Raw genomic sequence first — 19,741 nt, forward strand, 5'->3', positions numbered from 1 at the left:
GATGAGCTATCAACACCCCTGGTGTGCACGCCTGCTCACCAGCCTGCCGGATGAACAGATAAAGAGCGCGGTGCTGGCCGACGAGCCGCGCTGGGACTATGTGGAGACCGAGCTGGTCAAGCTGGGCTCCCTCGCTCACAGCCAGGTGGATCTCAATGCGGTGGCCGAGGCCTGCCTCGGCTTGCTGGAGAGCCGCACCAAGGATATGCGGGTGCTGGCCCAGTTGCTGCGCTGTCTGCAGCACCCGGCCAAGGCAACCCCGCTGGGGGCGGCGATCAGCCTGCTGGAGGCCTGGATCCAGGCCTACTGGCTGTTGGCCTGGCCCGGCAATGCCAGCCAGAAACAACGGCTGATGGTGCAAATCGTCAAGCGCTTCGAAGGGGCCCTGCCGCGCATTTGCGAGAGCGCCTCGGCAGCCGAGCTGGCCCAGTTGTTGGCCCAGGCCGAGCAGCTGGAGCAGGTCTGGCTGGCGCAGTGTCCCGACAAGGGAGAGCTGCTCGACCCGTTGGTGATGGGGTTGAAACGGGCCCAGCGCCAGCAGGTGGCACAGGCGCAGGCTGATGCTGCTGGGCAGCCCCAGAGCAGCGGCGCGGCGGCAGCGAGCAACCCGGCATCGGCTGGGCCGAGTGCCAGCGGCGCCGGCGCCATGGTGCTCAGCGGCGGTGGCGGCAGTGCCGGCATCGATGTCGACAGCTCCAACGATCGCGCCTGGCGCCAGACACAGCTCAAGGTGGCGGAGCTCCTGATCGAACGCCAGCCCGATGCCGCGGTGGGCTATCGACTGCGCCGTCATGCCGTCTGGGCCGGGATCACGGCGGTTCCCATGAGCGGGGCGGGCAATAAAACCCCGCTGGCGCCCATGTCGGCGGACATGGTGGACGAGTACCGCGCCGCCATGAACGCCCCTGATCAGGGGCTCTGGCAGCGCATCGAGCAGAGCCTGACCCTGGCCCCTTACTGGTTCGAGGGGCACAGGCTCTCGGCCGAGGTGGCCCAGAAGCTCGGCTTCGGGGCGGTGGCCCAGGCGATCGCCGAGGAGCTCGGCGCTTTCCTGCAGCGCCTGCCGGCCCTGCGGGAGCTCGCCTTCAGCGACGGCTCGCCGTTTCTCTCCCCCGAGTGCAGCCGCTGGCTGCAACCGGCCAAGGGCGGCAGTGCCGGCAGTGGCGAAACAGGGTTGGCCGAGGAGGTCGCCCAGCGTCACGGCGAGCAGGGGGTTGCAGCGGCGCTCGCCCTGCTCGATGAGCGGATTGCGCAGTTGAAAGAGCCAAGAGATCGCTTCCACGCCTTGCTGGTGCAGGCGGAGCTGTTGGCGCAGGAAGGCATGGAGGCGCTTGCGCGCCAGCACTATCAACACTTGTGGCAAGAGGCCAGTCGCCTCGGGTTGTCGCACTGGGAGCCCGGGCTGGTCAACCGCCTGGAGAGCCTGGCGGCGCCGTTGTCGAAATAAGTGCCGAAATGAGTCATTGAGTCGGAGTTGGATCACATTTTATGTTCAAAACCATTTTTACTTTTCTGCGGCAACAGCTGCCGAAATTGAAACCCTCCTGGCCCCTGCTCGGTGCTGTGCTCTGGGGGCTCGCCCTCATCCTGGTGTGGTGGCTGGGCCCTCGTCTCGAGGTTCGCGGCGCCAAGCCGTTCGAGCCGCTGTGGGGGCGGGTGGTGTTCACCCTGCTCTGGCTCTGGCTGCTGCTGGGAGTGGTCTCCTGGCGGGTGTGGCGCAAGATGCAACAGCTCAAGGCCGAGCGTCAGCACGAACAGGTGCTGGAGCAGGATCCGGTCAAGGGGCTCATCGACAGGCAGGCGCTGTTCCTCGATCGCTGGCTGCAGGCGCTGAATACCCATCTGGGCAAGGGGGCGCTCTACGCCATGCCCTGGTATCTGGTGCTGGGCCTGCCCGGCAGCGGCAAGAGCAGCCTCATTCACCGCGCCAACCCGGCCAACAAGCTCAACCCGAGACTCGACACCGAGCTGCGCGACGTGGCGCAGGATCAGCTGGTGGATTGCTGGCTGGGGGAGCAGGCGGTGATGCTGGATCCGGCCGGGGTACTGCTCTCCCAGAGCGAAGCCGAACTGGATCCGCAGGCGCGCAAACATGAGCGGCTCTGGCTGCACCTGCTTGGCTGGCTCAATGAACACCGTCGTCGCCAACCCCTCAACGGCCTGGTGCTGACCGTGGATCTGGCCTGGCTCTCCCACGCCAGCGTGGCCGAGCGCAAGGCCTATGCCCAGCTGATGCGCTCGCGCCTGCAGGAGGTGTCGGCCACCATGAATACCCGGTTGCCGCTCTATGTCACCTTCACCAAGCTCGATCTGCTGCGCGGCTTTGACGTGATCTACCAGCAGCTAGACAAGGAGGCCCGCGAGGCCGTGCTGGGGGTGACCTTCAAGCCGGGCGCCGACTGGCAGCAGGATCTGGCCCTGTTCTGGGATCAGTGGGTGGACAACCTCAACCAGAATCTGCCCGAACTGATGCTGAGCCGGCTCGATGCCGCCCAGCGCAACGCGCTGTTCTCGTTCGTGCGCCAGCTGGCGGGACTCAAGGATTACGTGACCAGCCTGCTGGCCGAGACCCTGGCCATCGAGGAGAGCAAGCCGCTGTTGATACGCGGGGTCTATGTCAGCTCCGTCTATCAGCAGGGGGTGCCGTTCGATGCGTTTGCCCAGGCGGCCTCTCGCCGCTACAACCTGCCAGAGCCCATCCACTCGGCCCTGCGTGGGGAGTCCAACACCTATTTCGTGCGCCAGCTGTTCTCCTCCATCATCTTCCCGGAGGCTCATCTGGCCGGCGAGAACCGGCTGCACACCCTCTATCGCCGGCGCCGCATGGCCATCGGTCTCAGCTGCCTGTCACTCTTCTCGGCAGCCCTCATCGGTGGCTGGCACTACTTCTACCGGGTCAACGAGGAGGCGGGCCGCAATGTACTGACCAAGGCCCAGGCCTTCATGGAGACCAACGAGGTGGCCGACGCCCACGCCTTCGGGGTGAGCCAGCTGCCGCGCCTCAACCTCATTCGCGAGGCGACCCTCTCATTTGGCAACTACCGCGAGCGCATGCCGCTGGTGGCCGATCTCGGTCTCTACCAGGGGGACGAAATTGGTCCTTATGTGGAGGGTTCCTACCTGCAACTGCTGAGCCTGCGCTTCCTGCCGGCCCAGATGCAGGGGTTGCTTGAGGATCTCAACCAGGCACCTGCGGGGAGCGAGGAGAAGCTCGCCATCCTGCGGGTGATGCGGATGCTGGACGATGCGTCCGGTCGCAACAAGGAGCTGGTGGCGCAGTACATGGCGAGCCGCTGGCAGAAGGCCTTCCCGGGACAGGGGGCGGTACAGGAGCAGCTGATGGGGCACCTGGACTATGCCCTCGATCACACCAACTGGTATGGCGCCAGAGCCAAGCGGGATCAGGCCGCCATCACCGCCTTCGTGCCCTTCAAGGAGCCGGTTTACGGTGCCCAGCGCGAGCTTGGCAAGTTGCCCATGTATCAGCGGGTCTACCAGAACCTGGTGGTGAAGGCGGACGAGGTACTGCCGCCGGATCTCAATGTGCGTGACGAGGTGGGCCCCACCTTCGACACCGTGTTTGCCCTGCGCAGCGACAACGCCGGCCAGGTGCCGCGGCTGCTCACCTGGCCCGGTTTCAACGACTTCTTCCTCAAGCAAGACAAGGCCCTCATCGATCTCACCGCGATGGATGCCTGGGTGCTGGGCCAGCGCAAGCTGAGCCAGCTGAGCGAGGCGGATCGCAAGGAGATCACCCGTCAGGTCAACGACCGTTACGTCACCGATTACGTCAACCAGTGGCAAAAACTGCTGACCAATCTGGATGTGCAAACCCTGGAGAGCCCGGAGCAGGCGCTTGACGTGCTGGCCGCCATCACCGGCAACGATCAGCCGTTCCAGCGGGTACTGGCCTCGCTGGATGACAACACCCGCATTCGCAAGATCTCCGACGTGGAAGGGGACCCGGCCCAGGCCATCAGTGCCCGCATCGGTCGCCCCTTTATGGCCACTAATGGAGTATTGGCTGGACGTGGTGAGCAGGGGCCGCTCATTCAGGAGGTCAACCAGAAGCTGGTGGAGTTGCAGCACTACCTGGAGCTCATCGTCAACGCCACCGAGCCGGGCCAGTCTGCCTTGAAAGCGGTGCAGCTGCGCATGACCAACAAGTACGCCGATCCGGTGTTTGCGCTGCAGCAATATGCCCGCAGCCTGCCGGCCCCGCTCGATCGCTGGGTGGGTCAGCTCTCCGAGCAGAGCTCGCGGCTGGTGATCGACCTTGCCATGTCCTCCCTCAACCAGGAGTGGCAGGACAAGGTGCTGGCGCCCTTCAACAGCCAGCTGGCCGGTCGTTATCCGTTTGACCCGAGCTCGAACAAGGACGTGCCCCTCTCCGAAATGGAGCGCTTCTTCGCGCCGGGCGGGACGCTGGACAGCTTCTATCAGGTCAACCTCAAACCCATGGTGGAGAGCGGTCTGATGGAAGGGGAGTTCAGCTCGCCCATCCAGGCCGAGCTGGTCAAGCAGCTGGACCGTGCGGCCCGCATCCGTCAGATCTTCTTCAGCCAGCAGGGCAACCTGGAGGTGCAGTTCGCCCTCGAGCCCATCGAGCTCACCGCCAACAAGCGGCGCAGCGTGCTGAACCTGGATGGTCAGCTGTTGGAATACGCCCACGGCCGTCGAACCAAGATCCCGCTGGTGTGGCCCAACACCATGCGCGACGGGGCCGAGAGCAAGATCACCCTGGTGCCGGCCGCCCGCGAGCGCTCACCACGCAGCGAAGGCTTCGTCGGCCCCTGGGCCATGTTCCGCCTGATGGACAAGGGGGAGCTGACCCAGGTCAATGACGCCACCTTCGATGTGCGCTTCCCGGTGGATCAGGGGGCCATGACCTATCGCGTCTACACCGACAGCGCGCAAAACCCCTTCACCGGCGGCCTGTTCAGCCAGTTCAGACTGCCCGAATCCCTCTATTGATCGCGTCGGGGGCACGTTGTACCCCCTTCCTGCGTTGGAAGTCCATATGTCACAGAATCAACAAGGTCAGCAGGCCCTGAAAGTGGGGCGCGACCCCAGGATGTTGCCGGAGTACGAGGCGCTGCGGGCCGAGATCAACAAGCTCAGCCACGCTTCGCGCCCCGAGGTGGACTGGCAGCGGATCCATCAGCTTGCCAGCCTTATCTTCGAAAAACACGGGGTGGATCTGCAGACCGCCATCTACTTCACCCTGGCCCGTTCGCGCCTGCAGGGGCTGAGCGGTTTTACCGAAGGATGCGAGTTTCTCGCCAACCTCATCGTCACCCAGTGGGAGAGCTTCTGGCCGCCGGTCCATCAGGAGCGGGCCCGCATCGAGATGCTCGACTGGTTCATCGCCCGCATCAGCGACGTCATCCGCCAGTACCAGATCAGCCACGAGGACAAGCGGCTGATCTATCGCTGCGAGCGGGCGCTGCAGCTCATCAGCGAGAAGCTGCACAACGCGGATCTGAGCCGCATTCCCCGGGTCGAGAATCTGGTGCACTTCATCGAGGGGTATACCCACCTGTTCGATGAGACCGAGATCGTCATCGTCTCCGACGAGCCGGGCCTCAAGGAGGATCTGCAGATCCCGCCCATGGTGTTCTTCAAGTCAGACATGGAAAGTGATCATGGCGGCACGGTCTCGGCATCGACCCCGCACCTGCCCCAGGGCAGCATTCTGGTGGGGCGCGAGAAGGGGCAGGTCAAGCCCACCGTGCTGAAGATTGAGCAGCACCGCCGGCAGCGTCCCGCCTGGTTCTGGTTTGGCTGTGGCCTGCTCAGCTGCGCCCTGCCAGTGATGGGGTGGCTCGGCTGGCAGCAACATCAGCAGGAGAAAACCGTGGCGGCCCAGCGCCTGGTACAGCCGGCCGCCGAGCTGCCCCGAGCCCTCAGCTACGACGACATTCGCCAGGCGCGCATCGTGCTGGGGGAGCAGACCCTGCAGAACATGGAGAGCGATCTGGTGGCCCGCTACCAGAACCAGTTGACCCGGCTCGAGCAGACGTCGCCGCTCTACTGGTATCGCTACGGCGAGGGACTGCGGAACTCGTTACAGATGCTCTATCCCGACTCGCTGGCGGTCAAGGCGCTGGACAAGCAGTGGCAGACGCAGCTTGGCAGTCAGCAGGGGGATGTCATCAGCGTGCCCACCTATCTGGATGCCCGCGCCGGGGTGGATGCCCTGCTCGATCAGCTGCTGGAGCTGGAGCGCCAGCGCAAGACGGTGACCATCTCCTACCTCAAATCCCAGCTCTACGAAGTGCAGAAGAACCTGATGCAGAACATCCCGTTCAGTCTGCGCCTGGATGAACTGGAGGCGAGAAAAGCCTCTCAGGAGCCCATCACGGCAGCGGAGCTCAAGAGCCTGGAAAATGATCTGAAAGCGCTCAACATCCGCCTCTATCAGCTGCAACAGGGCGCTTCTGGTAGCTGAAAATGCTGGTATGAGCAAAGAGTTGCGCAAGGCATGGTGAATTTGACTGGCAAGGCAAGGTTTGCCGGAAAACTTGCCCTGTCTTGCGCAATGGATTGCAGCAGATTTGTCAGACTCAACGAGATTGAATCGTAATTAGCTGATTTTTAATGTGATTGTGGGCGACCATGCCATGGCATGGAGGCTGCTGGGTCGCCATTCCAACTGTCTCTGCACCAGGCTGCGCTTGCACCATGGTTGCCCCACGGAGAATCCAGATGTGTCCTTCTATTGCATTGCTCGGTGACATCGGTACCGACCACGAGGGTTTCCACCCATCCCCCGTGATTGCCGCCAGCCCCGATGTGTTCCTCGATGGCAAGCCGGTGGCCCGCCAGGGTGATCCGCTGGCCCCCCACGACAAACCCAACAATCCACCCCATCCGCGCAGCATCTCGGGCGGCGTCGGCTCTGTGCTGGTCAACGGCAAGCCCATCGCCGTGACCGGCACCGCAGTCGGCTGCGGCGGCGTGGTGATTGGCTCGGGCAGCGGACAGGCAGGTTAAGGAGCGCTTCATGGCAGACAGCACAGGATTACAATTTACCGTCAAGGTGGGGGCCCTGCCCGAGAGCACCTTCGTGGTGGCCGAGTTTGCGCTTGATGAAGCGCTCAACCGGCCGTTCAACCTGCGCCTGGAGCTGGCAAGCAGCCAGCCCGACATCGACTTTGGCGCCGTGCTGGATCAGCCGTGCGAGCTGCTGGTCTGGTACAACGGCGAGCTGCAGCGTCGGGTGTGCGGGGTGGTCAGTGACTTTGCGCAAGGTGACAGCGGTTTTCGTCGCACCCGCTATCTACTCATAGTTCAGCCAGCCCTGTGGCGGCTGTCACTTCGCCAAAACTCCCGCATCTTCCAGGCGCAGAAGCCCGATGAAATCCTCAGCATTCTTTTGCAAGAGCATGGCATCACCGACTACGCCTTTGCGCTGAAAAACGAGCACGCCAAGCGGGAATACTGCGTTCAGTATCGGGAGAGTGACCTTGATTTCGTGAACCGCCTCGCCGCTGAAGAGGGGATGTTCTACTTCCACGAGTTTGAAGCGGGCAAACACCGCATCGTGTTTGCCGACGATGCAGCCGCGCTGACCGCTGGCCCCGAGCTCTTCTTCAACCTCGGCAACCGTTCGCTGGAGCAGGGCCCCTATGTGCGGCAGTTCCACTACCGGGAGGCGGTGCGCCCTTCGGATGTGGAGCTCAAGGACTACAGCTTCAAGACCCCGGCTTATGGTCTCTCCCACAAAAAGCAGGGTGCAGAGCTCGAACATCAACGGGATACCTACCAGCACTTCGACTATCCGGGTCGTTACAAGCAGGATGGCAGCGGCAAGGCCTTTGCCCAGCACAGGCTCGATGCCCTGCGCAACGATGCGGTAGCCGGCAGTGGCAAGTCCAACAGTGCGGCACTACAGCCAGGACAAACTTTTTCGCTGATCGAACACCCCAATGGCAGCCTCAACACCGACTGGCAAATCGTGCGTATCCAGCACACCGGCTTGCAGCCACAGGCGCTGGAAGAGGAGGGGGGCAGTGGCCCCACTGTCTATCACAACGGATTCGGCGTGGTGAAAGCCAGCACCACCTGGCGGGCGCGCATCGGCAGCCCAGAGGCCCCCCACAAGCCCATGGTGGATGGCCCGCAAATCGCCATGGTGGTGGGTCCCGAAGGGGAGGAGATTTACTGCGACGAGCACGGCCGGGTGAAGCTGCAGTTCCCGTGGGACAGATATGGTAGCTCCAATGACCAGAGCTCCTGCTGGGTGCGGGTCTCCCAGGGTTGGGCCGGTGGTCAGTATGGCATGATGGCCATCCCGCGCATCGGCCACGAGGTTATCGTGAGTTTCCTGGAAGGGGACCCGGACCAGCCCATCGTGACCGGTCGCACCTATCACGCCACCAACCGGCCGCCGTATGAGTTACCGGCCAACAAGACCCGCACCGTGCTGCGTACCGAGACCCACCAGGGTGAGGGGTTCAACGAACTGCGCTTTGAGGACCTGGCGGGTAAGGAAGAAATTTATATCCACGGTCAGAAAGACCTGAACGTGCTCATCGAGAACGACGCGGCTTGGCATATCAAGCACGACCAGCACACCGATATCGACAATGAGCGGGTGACTCGCATCAAGGCCAACGACCACCTGACGGTGGAGGGTGAGAAGCGCGACCAGATAAAAGCCGACTACTCACTGACGGTGGATGCCAGCCTGCACCAGAAGTTGGGGCAGTCCCTGCTGGTGGAAGCCGGTCAGGAAGTGCATATCAAGGTGGGCGACAAGCTGGTGCTGGAGGCGGGTTCCGAGATCACCCTCAAGGGGGGCGGCAGCTTTGTGAAAGTAGACCCGAGCGGCATCAAGCTGGTCGGTCCTGCGATCAAGCTCAATGCCGGCGGCAGCGCAGGCTCAGGCTCTGGCTGGGGGGGGAAGGCACCCGTGGTGCCCAAGGGAGTAGAAGTGGTCAAGGCTCCCGAACTGGTTGAACTGGTCAAGGCTATCCCCACCGAGAAGGCGATGGAAGCGCTCTTGAAAGAAGAGAAAACTCTGGCAAAAGTCAGTTTTTCAGGGCGATAGAGTTAAAATGTTTTTTCAAATTAATCATTGGAATTTTTAAGTTTGGAGATTCTATGAAAATCCCACAGCTTTTTAAGCTAGTTATCCTTCTCTTCATGTCATCCCAATGTATTGCAGAGTCCTGTCCTGCTGACAGTTTTGATGGTTTTTCTCGAATTTTTATTAATGAAATCGAAGTTCAAACTAGATACACAGCAAAACCTGTTGATATTGTTTTTTATCAAGATCTGGATGGTGACATTAAAGAGGTAAATGAATCTCGTTTTTTTAAGTTGTCAGATTTTCCTGTTGTGAGTAGTAAAGGCGCTGATGGCGATAGAGAGATTAAAATTGACAAGGATAACTTAGAGGCTGTTATCAAGGGGCGTGATTCGGGTTATCAAGTGTCGTTGTCTTTTTCCAAAAAAGACAAGTGTTGGTATCTCGTAAAAATAACTGATCATTCTATGTAGGTGGAGGTATATATGTCTTTTGATATCGCCATGAATTTGATACTTCCTCCTCGCGATGGGAAAAAAGCACATATTACTGCTCCCTTCGGTGAAAAAAGGGTGTCAGGGCCGCATAAAGGAGTGGATTTTAATTATATAGGCGGTCAGTCCGGAATTAATATGGAGCATCCCGCTGCATTTTCTCCTGTTGACGGGAAAGTGATATTTTCTGGCGGTTCTTTTGGTACAGTAAAAATCCTGGACAAAAAAGGTTTTAGTCATGGAATTCTTCACCTTTTCTCACAAAATGTAAAAGAGGGTGAGTCGGTCAAAGCTGGGGTTACCCAGATTGGCAAGATGGGGGGGAGAGGACCACAAAAGATAGATCAATATGCAATGCATATTCATTATCAGATAAAAGATTCTTCTGGGAAAATTGTTAATCCTCAAGAGTGGTGGGCTAATAAAGATGCGACTAGCAACAGCAATCCTATAGATGTTAAACCCATCGCTTCCCCTTGTTTACCTATTACCCAAGCTGATGGAAAGGAGTTTAAGGATGCCAAATCGTTAGCTTCAATTTTAGGAAGTGAAGCTAATTATCTATTGGGCCTAAACACTTGGCATGGTGGCATCCATATTAGTGATAAAAAAGCTCCTTGGGTCAAAGATATTTATCCTGTTCGCTGTATGGCTGATGGTGAGGTTGTAGCTTTTCGAATGATGCCTGACTATCTTGCCAGCAATTTTAAAGGGCAGGAATATCGCTATTCCAATTCTTTTTGCTTGGTTCGTCATCATTTCAAACAACCCAAGTCAGCAGAGGGAAATAAAGGTTCTACGCAGAAGGAGAACAGTTCTGAAAAGGGGGGGAGTACAGAAGATAATGGGTTTACCTATTACACACTATATATGCATTTATGTCCTTGGGATAAATGGCCGAAAAACAGCCGCTATCGGTTAAAAAAGGGATGGCGGGTGCGTCATAGTGTACCGAATCATGATTACCAACCTCCCGCACTAACCTTGAAAGCGGGAGAGGAATTCGAACTTGTCGAAGGTGTTACTGCACAACGTGGTTATGTGACAGGTCAAGGGGAGTTCGAATTTGCTCGTATCAAGGTGCTGAGTAACGGTGCTAGTAGCAAAGAAGTATTAGCCACAAAAGGAATGGATAGCCTTTGGATGGCACAAGACCCAAGCGCGATAGAGAAAGTTGGCAACATTGTTAGACCTATGTGGGTATATGACAAAATAGAAGCTCGTGTGAAAGAAGATATGGTTGGTCGTGCCGACCCCCAAGCTCAAAAAGGGAAAACAGGACATTATGTAGCTGGTGAAAGTGTTTCTAGTGTACCAGCCGGAAGTCTGATCAGCTTTGATGCACACAGGTGCGAGTGGCAGGAAGTTCGCGGTAGAGCGCGGCGAATGGCTCGTTGTGTCGTACAGCCTCTTGGTCGCCCTGTTTGGTTATGTGTAGAAGAAGAGAATATTGAGATTAAGCGCCAAGAGCCTACTCACTTGGGTAAGCTGTATGAATTGCCAACACCAGTACCAATTCGTGCTGGCGAGACTATTGGCTATCTAGGAATGTACGAAGCGCCAACTTCTACCGAAGGGGGAATGTCGAGCAAGCACATGGTCCACATTGAGCTGTTTAGTGATGATCCACGAGCAGAGGCAGTAGTTAGTAGCAAAGAGTGGAAGGATAAAGGCTTCACGCTGATTGATGGCTCTGACAGTGATGGTGCCTTGGATCCTGCTAAAATCCCCCCATTTTTCCTGAACCTGTATCGTCATGCTTCAGATGATAAAGAGTTGAAAGATAATGATCTTACGGTTAAAAAGTTGGAGAATGCTGTCGATAGCATAGAGAACTATGATCGAGTTAAAGGGATGGTGGTGAAGCATAGCAGCGAGTGGTGGGTTCCGGCATCAAAAGTGATGATGGAGCGATTTAAAAGTATTTTTTGTAAAGTCACTGCTCTCCCGCCTTTAATTGAACATGAGGTTAAACGGGTGGAGGAATTAGGGTGGATGGATAATCTTGGTAAAGTTAAGATTGCTGGGCCTAATGTATGGCATTTTCATCCATTTTCGCTATTGATGAACATTTCATTATCTTCGGAGGCTGAGTTGAGAATTAGAGCCTTTATGAGAATGATTAGAATGTGTGAAGGGACTGATACCGACAGTGGTTATGAAAGACTGTTTGGCGGCCAATCTTTTATAAAAGACTACAATAGAACATTTAATGATCATCCACAAATTAAAATAACGCGTAAGAATAAAAAAACAAATGTTGAATATATATCGTCGGCAGCTGGCGCCTATCAAGTTATGGGCTATACATGGAATGACCCATCGACTGAATTTTGGCGCAAGAAATATAAAATAAAAGATTTTTCACCAATATATCAGGATCTGCTTTGTGTAGTTTTCTTGAAAGAAAAAGTTCGTGGAAATGCACTGTCCATGATAGTAAATAATAAAATAAAGGAAGCTATTGAAGATAGTTGCAGTTATGAATGGGCGAGCCTTCCTCCTGGTCGACATGGTCAACCGATTAAAAAAATTGATGAATGCTTGAGTTCCTACGAAAAATTTCTTTCTGAAGAACGTTTAGGAAAAACAAGTCTTTTTATAAAGCCAGGCTTTTTGGAGTTATTTAATGATGTTCAGTAGAATCGTATTTATGTTGCTAGCGGTATCTTCTAGTACGGCTAACGCTAACATTGGAACATATGTTGGTTATTGGTCTGTTAATTGTGGTGGATTCGGAGGCAATATAATAGTATCTGATGGGGGAGGGGTAAGAGTTAATGTAAATGACAATAATCTGTTAATTTCTGCAAGATTAAAGGAGTTAAAAAATGGTTCTTCGGAATTGTTTTTTGTTGACGTGTTGGAGTCACGAAATGAAAAAATAAACTGGTCATCTATCTCTCTAGAGAAACCGATTGCTAAACTATCTGTGAATGGTAAATCTCTTGTTGTTAATTGGTATGGATTTTTTGATAAAAAGAAAAAGTTGTACATTTGGAATAAGCAGCCTGATTTTATTTTAGAAAATAATGGTGACGAAACTGCCATGATGAGAAAGTGTATTTTTGATTGAGCATCTTAAATAAAAATAATCGCGAAGTTGTCACATGTTTACTATATAAATAGTATCATAGTAAGGCATTATTCTAAAGCTGACGTTTTGTTTTTATATTTTGGGACGTTTCTTCTTTAATATTAATTCACCAGAGTGATTTAAAGTACTGACAAGATAATTCTAACATTATTTCAATCAGCTTATTTGTTTAGTGTTGTAACGACTCAGCTGTACAGATCTAGTTATCACCTGACACCGGCCTAAAACCGGTGTCTTGTTTACGTTACTTTAGTATGCTCTTCTGTCATCATCAATTTCAGAACCTTCTTGAATATGCGCTAGAAAGGGCTGTTTTTTCATTATTCTGCCCTAGTGTGGGGCGCTGGTTGTGCAGAGTTCGAAATAGCTGTCTAGGTGGTATAGACCCGCGCCTCGTGAGCCACGAAGAACGGTAGTACCGTTTCGTTGAGCGCATGGGCCGAGGTCAATGTCAGCTTGCTGGTGGTGTAGCGCGGTGGTTGAAGCAGTCCAACACGGTTTGTGGATACACTTTGCCTACTCCCTTGAGCATGCGAATGAAGAAGGTGTCGGCCGTCCGTCACCAGTTCCTCGAGGCAGTGTGGTGCTTTTGAAGCTACGGCTGAAGTGTTCGAACAGGTGAATATGTTCACCATTGAGCTAAAGCGCCCGTACCGACACGGATGCCTTAAAGACATTTTGCAGGCAACCATCAGGACGCAATAAGAGAGGGTTGTTTCTACTGGATTTAAATAGATAAGATTGAATGTTTTCTGAAAGGGATAATGGGGTGGCTGATGGGGCTCGAACCCACGACAACCGGAATCACAATCCGGGACTCTACCAACTGAGCTACAGCCACCACTGAAGATAACCATCAATGCCTGCATCGGGGAGATGCATATCATCAATGGCGCGCCCTGCAGGATTCGAACCTGCGACCCACGGCTTAGAAGGCCGTTGCTCTATCCGACTGAGCTAAGGGCGCATTGCCTCGACAAACCTGACGGCATGTCGAAAAACCTGGTCGGTGATAAAGGATTCGAACCTTTGACCCTCTGGTCCCAAACCAGATGCGCTACCGGGCTGCGCTAATCACCGAAAATCTCGTCTCCAGCATAGCGACAGCGGCTGTACTGGGCAACGGGCCGGCATCATACCCAAGCGGGAAAGCCAGCGTCAACGAATTTTTCCACCAATGAATTCAAATGCCTACTTATTGCCCTCCATGCGAGAGCCGCTAACACCCGTGGCAAAAAAATGCGACAATGCGCGGCAGTTGAACACATGGTGAGTGAAGAACGATGTCTGCCAAAATCATTGATGGAAAACAGGTTGCGCAAACGATTCGCAATCAGGTCGCAGCGCAAGTCCAACAGCGGTTGGCACAAGGAAAACGGGCGCCGGGTCTGGCGGTGATCCTGGTCGGGGTAGATCCTGCCTCTCAGGTCTATGTCGGCAGCAAGCGGCGTGCCTGTGAAGAGGTGGGCTTTATCTCCCGCTCTTACGATCTGGATGCGACGGCAAGCCAGGAAGAGTTGTTGGCACTGATCGATAAGCTGAATGAAGACGCAGACGTTGACGGTATTCTGGTGCAGCTCCCCTTGCCGGCTCACTGCGATACGACTCAGGTATTGGAGCGTATTCGTCCTGACAAGGATGTCGATGGTTTCCACCCCTACAACGTGGGTCGGCTGGCACAGCGAATTCCGGCACTGCGCCCCTGCACGCCCAAAGGTATCATGACCCTGATTGAAACGACCGGGGTCAAGACACACGGCTTGCATGCGGTGGTGGTCGGTGCGTCCAACATCGTTGGCCGGCCGATGACACTGGAGCTGCTGCTGGCCGGTTGCACTACCACTACCTGCCACCGTTTCACCCAGGATCTGGAAGAGCAGGTTCGCCGTGCCGATCTGCTGGTGGTCGCCGTTGGTAAACCCAATTTCATCCCGGGTGAGTGGGTCAAGCCGGGGGCACTGGTGATCGACGTGGGTATCAACCGGTTGGCGGATGGCTCTTTGGTCGGTGACGTGGAGTTTGAAACGGCCCGCAACCACGCATCCTTCATCACGCCCGTACCGGGTGGGGTGGGCCCCATGACGGTCGCCAGCCTGATGGAAAACACTCTGAGCGCCTGTCAGGACTATCACGACAACGCGCGATGATCTTTGCCTGATCCGCCAAGAGAATGCACTTCTCCTCTAGGATCGCAGCAATAAAAAAACCGGCAAGCCGCAAGGTTGCCGGTTTTTTTATTTATCCAGTTCGACTCTTACATGTTCTGTGCTTCGTTTGGCACAATAACAGAGGCATGATTGCCTTTCGGCCCCTGCTGCAGTTCGAAGTTGACTGCTTGACCTGCTTTCAACGTCTTGTAGCCTTCCATTTGTATCGTGGAGTAGTGGGCGAAAATATCTTCGCCACCTCCTTCCGGACAGATAAACCCAAATCCTTTTGCGTTGTTAAACCACTTGACTGTTCCGGTTGCCATACATCTACATCCTTTTATTGATTACCTTGAAGTCGTTGAGTAACCTGCGCCAGCCCTTTATAACTAGTAACATAGCCCATAGCAGACGGGCGCCGATTAGCAAGTAACCAATCTAGTCTAACTTTTGAGCGAGTCAAGGAGTTGTTAACAACTGATGTGATCTGGTTAACAAGTCTATTGACCAATCTTGTGTTAGGCGGTAGTAATCTAGAGGTACCAAAGCGCGACTATGAGCAAGCAGAAAGAACTCTTTGCTAATGAAGAGATTGCAGAGGCAGAGAAAACCAAGCTGCAACCGCCACCCATGTACAAGGTCGTCCTGAACAACGACGACTACACACCGATGGAGTTCGTGGTGGAGGTGCTGCAAAAGTTCTTTGGTATGGATTTGGACAAGGCCACTCAGGTGATGCTGAGCGTGCATTATAGTGGTAAGGGAGTCTGTGGCACATTCACCGCCGAGATTGCCGAAACCAAAGTGGTCCAGGTCAACACCTATGCACGTAACAACGAACATCCACTGCTCTGTACCATGGAAAAGGCTTGAATCTGATGACTTGATGGCGATGACGACACCACATTGTTGCTGTACTAGGGGAGGTGCCTATGTTGAATAAAGATCTAGAAAAGACGCTGAACGAGGCTTTCAAACTGGCCCGTGACGAGCGCCACGAATTCATGACCGTCGAGCACCTGTTGTTAGCCCTGCTGGATAACAGCTCAGCCAATGAGGCGCTGAGTTCTTGTGGTGCTGACGTGGAGCAGATGCGCAAAGAGATCAGCGCATTCATCAGTCAAACAACCCCGCTTATCCCCCGTGATGATGAAGACCGCGAGACCCAGCCCACACTGGGCTTCCAGCGCGTGCTGCAACGCGCCGTGTTCCACGTTCAGTCCTCCGGCAACACCGAGGTCAGTGGAGCCAACGTGCTGGTTGCCATCTTCAGCGAGCAGGAGTCCCAGGCCGCCTACTTCCTGAAAAAGGCCGAGATCAGCCGGCTGGATGTGGTCAACTTCCTCTCCCATGGGGTACGCAAAGACAGCAAACCGGACAACAGCAACAACGTCGAGTCTGACGATGAGGTCTCTGCTGCCCAGATTGAGAGCTTTGCCACCAACCTCAATCAGCTGGTACTGGAAGGGCGTATCGATCCCCTCATCGGGCGCGATCAGGAGCTCAACCGTACCATTCAGGTGCTCTGCCGCCGTCGCAAGAACAACCCCTTGCTGGTGGGCGAAGCCGGGGTGGGCAAGACAGCCATCGCGGAAGGGCTGGCCTATCGTATCGTCAAGGGTGATGTGCCCGAGGTGATTGCGGGCAGTACCATCTACTCCCTGGATATGGGGTCGCTGCTGGCGGGGACCAAATATCGCGGTGACTTCGAGAAGCGCCTCAAGGTGCTGCTCAAGCAGATCGAACGGCAGGAAGGGGCGATCCTCTTCATCGATGAGATCCACACCATCATAGGGGCGGGGGCTGCCTCCGGTGGTCAGCTGGATGCGGCCAACCTCATCAAGCCGCTGCTCTCCAATGGCTTGCTGCGTTGCGTCGGCTCTACCACCTACCAGGAATACTCCCAGATCTTTGAAAAAGACCGTGCCCTGGCGCGTCGCTTCCAGAAGATCGACATCGTCGAGCCCAGCGTGGATGACACTACCCGCATCCTGATGGGCCTCAAGAGCCGCTATGAGGCGCACCACGGGGTACGTTATACCGTCAAGGCCATTCGTGCCGCGGTGGAGCTCTCCGCCAAATACATCAATGACCGCCATCTGCCGGACAAGGCGATCGACGTGATCGACGAGGCCGGGGCGGGTCAACGTTTGCTGCCGGTGAGCAAGCGCAAGAAAGTGATCAATGTGCAGGAGATCGAAACCATCGTCGCCAAGATTGCCCGCATCCCGGAGAAATCAGTCTCCTCTTCCGACAAGGAAGTGCTGAAGAACCTGGAGCGCAATCTCAAGATGGTGGTCTTTGGCCAAGACAAGGCCATTGAGGTGCTGACAGACTCCATTCGCCTGTCCCGCTCGGGGCTGGGTAATGAGCGTCGTCCCGTTGGCTGCTTCCTGTTTGCCGGCCCGACCGGGGTGGGCAAGACTGAAGTCACCCAGCAGCTCGGCAAGGCGCTTGGGGTCGAGGTGCTGCGCTTTGATATGTCCGAGTACATGGAGCGCCATACTGTCTCTCGCCTGATCGGGGCGCCCCCCGGTTATGTGGGGTTCGAGCAGGGAGGCCTGCTGACCGACTCTGTCCTCAAGCATCCGCACTCGGTGGTGCTGCTGGACGAGATCGAAAAAGCGCATCCGGACGTGTTCAACCTGCTGCTGCAGGTGATGGACAACGGCACCCTGACTGACAACAACGGGCGCAAGGCGGATTTTCGCAATGTGATCCTGGTGATGACCACCAACGCAGGGGTGCAGGAGACCCAGCGCAAGTCCATCGGCTTCCAGCAGCAGGATATGAGCCACGATGCCATGGCGGTGATCAACAAGACGTTCAGTCCGGAGTTTCGCAACCGGCTTGATCACATCATCTGGTTCAACCATCTGGACATGCAGATCATCCATCAGGTGGTCGACAAGTTCATCGTCGAGTTGCAGGTTCAGCTGGATGCGAAAGGGGTATCCCTTGAAGTGTCCGAGGGTGTCCGCCACTGGCTGGCCGAGAAAGGGTATGACAGGGCCATGGGGGCAAGACCCATGGGGCGGGTCATCCAGGAACACCTCAAGAAACCCCTGGCCAACGAGATCCTGTTCGGGGCGCTGGTCGATGGGGGGGTTGTGAAGGTTGAGTTGATAAACGACAGCCTCAGCTTTGACTATCAGGTCAATGTTGAAGCCGTTTCCCACTAAGCATTGAACAGTTGAAAGACCACAAAAAACCCCAACCGAAAGGTTGGGGTTTTTTGCTGAATTCCTGGCTTAGCGAGAGCGGAAAACAATACGTCCCTTGGAGAGATCGTACGGAGTCAGAGCTACCGTTACTTTGTCTCCAGTCAGGATACGGATGTAGTTTTTGCGCATCTTGCCGGAAATATGAGCGATAACCACGTGACCATTTTCCAGTTCCACACGGAACATGGTATTGGGCAGGGTTTCGAGAATAGTGCCCTGCATCTCAATACTGTCTTCTTTAGCCATTGAATCCTCTTGATAAGCCACAACAAAAATCCGCTGGATCATGCCGGATTTAAGGCTATGTGTAAAGTTTACTCGGGCTTGCTGTCGATATTTTTCCATTCTCCCTGTATCAGACGCTCATGAGGCAGGTACTGGCTCTTGTAATTCATCTTGCGGCACTCCTCCACCAGGTAGCCCAGATACAGCCAGCTGCGGCCGGTACGCCTGGCCAGTTCCAACTGGCTCAGAATGGCAAAGGTACCGAGTGAGCGATCGGCATGGGCCGGGTCGAAAAAGGTGTACATGGCGCTGAGGGAATGGGGCAGCAGATCCGTAGTAGCGACCCCGATCAGCCGGTTATCCTTGCGCATTTCCAGATAGAGGGGAGGCATCCAGTCGCAATGGAGAAACCCCTTGTACTGGGTGCGGCTGGGGGGATACATGCTGCCATCATGATGGCGTTCGCGAATGTAGCGTTCATAGAGCTGATAGTATTCGGGCTTGTCATCATAGCTCAGCACCAGCTCGATATCCCGGTTGAGCTGGCGGATCCGCTTCTGGCTGCGGCTGGGCACGAACCGTTCGCTGTGGATGCGCAGTGACTGGCAGGCATTGCAGGCCGGGCAGTGGGGGCGATAGATGTCGTTGCCACTGCGGCGGAAGCCGGCCGTCAGCAGGCGCTCGTAACCGCTGGCGTTGAGCAGGCTGTGATCCATCAATACCAGCAGCTGTTCCTGTTCATGACCCAGATAGCTGCATTGATGCTTGGGGGTCAGTCCTACCTTGAGGATCACTTCTTCGGTCATAGTGTCATGCTCCCCGCCTGCCAGCAGCCGGCCGCCAGTGGTTGCCGACTCAGCTGGGTCAGCGTCGTCAGGAATTTGCTTCTCGGCCACTCCTCTATTCCCATGGTGGCCAGAAAGTCGTTCTGCATCTGGCAATCGATCAGGGCCCCGTTATGCCGGGCAAAGTGCTGGCAGAGGGCTACCATGGCCAGCTTGGCGCCGTTGTCGATGCGACTGAACATGGACTCGCCACAGAACACCCGGCCGAGGGAGAGGCCGTAGAGGCCGGCCTGCAGCCGGCCATCCTGCCAGATCTCGACGGAGTGGGCATGGCCAAGGCGGTGCAGTTGTCGATAGGCGTCGATCATGGGTGTGCTTATCCAGGTTCCACTGGCACTGCGACGGGGGGCGGCGCAGGCCGCTATCACCTCATTAAAGGCGCGATCGATGGAAATATCGAATGGGGTACGGCGGATAAATTTGCGCAGGCTGCGGCCGATGTGCAGTTGCGTCGGCAGCACCACGCCTCTGGGGTCGGGTGACCACCACAGCAGCGGCTGGTGGGGCTCGTTCCACGGGAAGATCCCCTTGTGGTAAGCTGCCAGCAAACGGGCGGGGGAGAGATCGCCACCGATCGCCAGCAGGCCGTTGGGTTCATCCAGGGCGTGCTCGGGGTCGGGAAACCAGCACAGCTCATCATCCAATTGGGTAAGATAGCGAGACATAAGGCAACGA

Annotated in this window: 15 protein-coding genes and 3 tRNA genes; 11 read left to right on the plus strand and 7 right to left on the minus strand. The window is 55.9% G+C overall.

The features are described from left to right. Position 1: 1 nt before the first annotated feature. From tssA to AB5Y95_RS07855, 8 genes are all read left to right on the plus strand, one after another. A complete protein-coding gene (tssA, locus tag AB5Y95_RS07820) occupies positions 2 to 1,447 on the plus strand; it encodes a type VI secretion system protein TssA (protein ID WP_368160372.1) in 1,446 nt (481 codons plus the stop codon). 41 nt (positions 1,448 to 1,488) lie between these two features. Further along, positions 1,489 to 4,974, plus strand: a complete 3,486-nt coding sequence (gene tssM / locus AB5Y95_RS07825) for a type VI secretion system membrane subunit TssM (RefSeq protein WP_368160375.1) — start codon at positions 1,489 to 1,491, stop codon at positions 4,972 to 4,974. Between the two features lie 46 nt (positions 4,975 to 5,020). Then, positions 5,021 to 6,451 (plus strand): VasL domain-containing protein, encoded by a 1,431-nt coding sequence (locus AB5Y95_RS07830; RefSeq protein ID WP_005300006.1) that lies wholly within the window; start codon positions 5,021 to 5,023, stop codon positions 6,449 to 6,451. A 257-nt stretch (positions 6,452 to 6,708) separates the two neighbouring features. Further along, on the plus strand, positions 6,709 to 6,996 hold the full coding sequence (locus AB5Y95_RS07835) for a type VI secretion system PAAR protein (RefSeq protein WP_005300007.1): 288 nt from the start codon (positions 6,709 to 6,711) through the stop codon (positions 6,994 to 6,996). A 10-nt stretch (positions 6,997 to 7,006) separates the two neighbouring features. Further along, positions 7,007 to 9,055, plus strand: coding sequence for a type VI secretion system tip protein TssI/VgrG (tssI, locus tag AB5Y95_RS07840; RefSeq protein ID WP_368160379.1), 2,049 nt, complete (start codon positions 7,007 to 7,009; stop codon positions 9,053 to 9,055). A gap of 53 nt (positions 9,056 to 9,108) precedes the next feature. Next, complete coding sequence (locus tag AB5Y95_RS07845) at positions 9,109 to 9,507, plus strand: hypothetical protein (protein ID WP_139398350.1); 399 nt, start codon at positions 9,109 to 9,111, stop codon at positions 9,505 to 9,507. 12 nt (positions 9,508 to 9,519) lie between these two features. Next, a complete protein-coding gene (locus AB5Y95_RS07850; RefSeq protein WP_368160382.1) occupies positions 9,520 to 12,171 on the plus strand; it encodes a peptidoglycan DD-metalloendopeptidase family protein in 2,652 nt (883 codons plus the stop codon). A 10-nt stretch (positions 12,172 to 12,181) separates the two neighbouring features. Beyond that, positions 12,182 to 12,604 carry a hypothetical protein gene (locus tag AB5Y95_RS07855; RefSeq protein WP_155292465.1) on the plus strand — a complete coding sequence of 141 codons (423 nt, stop codon included), beginning with the start codon at positions 12,182 to 12,184 and terminating at the stop codon, positions 12,602 to 12,604. A gap of 786 nt (positions 12,605 to 13,390) precedes the next feature. Here AB5Y95_RS07855 and AB5Y95_RS07860 read toward each other — a convergent pair. The 3 genes from AB5Y95_RS07860 to AB5Y95_RS07870 form a co-directional block, all read right to left on the minus strand. Then, positions 13,391 to 13,466 (minus strand) — tRNA-His (locus AB5Y95_RS07860). Positions 13,467 to 13,515: 49 nt separating this feature from the next. Next, positions 13,516 to 13,592, minus strand: a tRNA-Arg gene (locus AB5Y95_RS07865). Between the two features lie 36 nt (positions 13,593 to 13,628). Then, positions 13,629 to 13,705 (minus strand) — tRNA-Pro (locus AB5Y95_RS07870). A gap of 203 nt (positions 13,706 to 13,908) precedes the next feature. Between AB5Y95_RS07870 and folD the strand changes: the two genes are divergently transcribed. Further along, a complete protein-coding gene (folD, locus tag AB5Y95_RS07875; protein ID WP_042050951.1) occupies positions 13,909 to 14,772 on the plus strand; it encodes a bifunctional methylenetetrahydrofolate dehydrogenase/methenyltetrahydrofolate cyclohydrolase FolD in 864 nt (287 codons plus the stop codon). Positions 14,773 to 14,879: 107 nt separating this feature from the next. Here the strand turns inward: folD and cspD are convergent, their stop codons facing one another. Continuing rightward, positions 14,880 to 15,098: a cold shock-like protein CspD gene (cspD, locus tag AB5Y95_RS07880; RefSeq protein ID WP_005300025.1), complete on the minus strand. Its 219-nt coding sequence runs from the start codon at positions 15,096 to 15,098 to the stop codon at positions 14,880 to 14,882. Positions 15,099 to 15,327: 229 nt separating this feature from the next. Here cspD and clpS point away from each other — a divergent pair, with 229 nt between their 5' ends. Then, entirely contained in the window at positions 15,328 to 15,645 is a 318-nt protein-coding gene (gene clpS / locus AB5Y95_RS07885) for an ATP-dependent Clp protease adapter ClpS (protein ID WP_005300028.1), read from the plus strand. Between the two features lie 59 nt (positions 15,646 to 15,704). Then, on the plus strand, positions 15,705 to 17,954 hold the full coding sequence (clpA, locus tag AB5Y95_RS07890; RefSeq protein ID WP_005300030.1) for an ATP-dependent Clp protease ATP-binding subunit ClpA: 2,250 nt from the start codon (positions 15,705 to 15,707) through the stop codon (positions 17,952 to 17,954). A 69-nt stretch (positions 17,955 to 18,023) separates the two neighbouring features. Here clpA and infA read toward each other — a convergent pair whose 3' ends face one another. The 3 genes from infA to aat all read right to left on the minus strand — a co-directional run bounded on the left by infA (position 18,024) and on the right by aat (position 19,731). Further along, positions 18,024 to 18,242 carry a translation initiation factor IF-1 gene (gene infA / locus AB5Y95_RS07895; protein ID WP_005300033.1) on the minus strand — a complete coding sequence of 73 codons (219 nt, stop codon included), beginning with the start codon at positions 18,240 to 18,242 and terminating at the stop codon, positions 18,024 to 18,026. Positions 18,243 to 18,310: 68 nt separating this feature from the next. After that, complete coding sequence (locus tag AB5Y95_RS07900; protein WP_005300035.1) at positions 18,311 to 19,027, minus strand: arginyltransferase; 717 nt, start codon at positions 19,025 to 19,027, stop codon at positions 18,311 to 18,313. Beyond that, on the minus strand, positions 19,024 to 19,731 hold the full coding sequence (aat, locus tag AB5Y95_RS07905) for a leucyl/phenylalanyl-tRNA--protein transferase (RefSeq protein WP_042050953.1): 708 nt from the start codon (positions 19,729 to 19,731) through the stop codon (positions 19,024 to 19,026). The genes AB5Y95_RS07900 and aat overlap by 4 nt, the downstream gene beginning before the upstream one ends. Positions 19,732 to 19,741 lie beyond the last annotated feature (10 nt).

Source organism: Aeromonas sp. R5-3 (assembly GCF_040908225.1).
In the GTDB taxonomy this organism is placed as follows: domain Bacteria; phylum Pseudomonadota; class Gammaproteobacteria; order Enterobacterales; family Aeromonadaceae; genus Aeromonas; species Aeromonas dhakensis.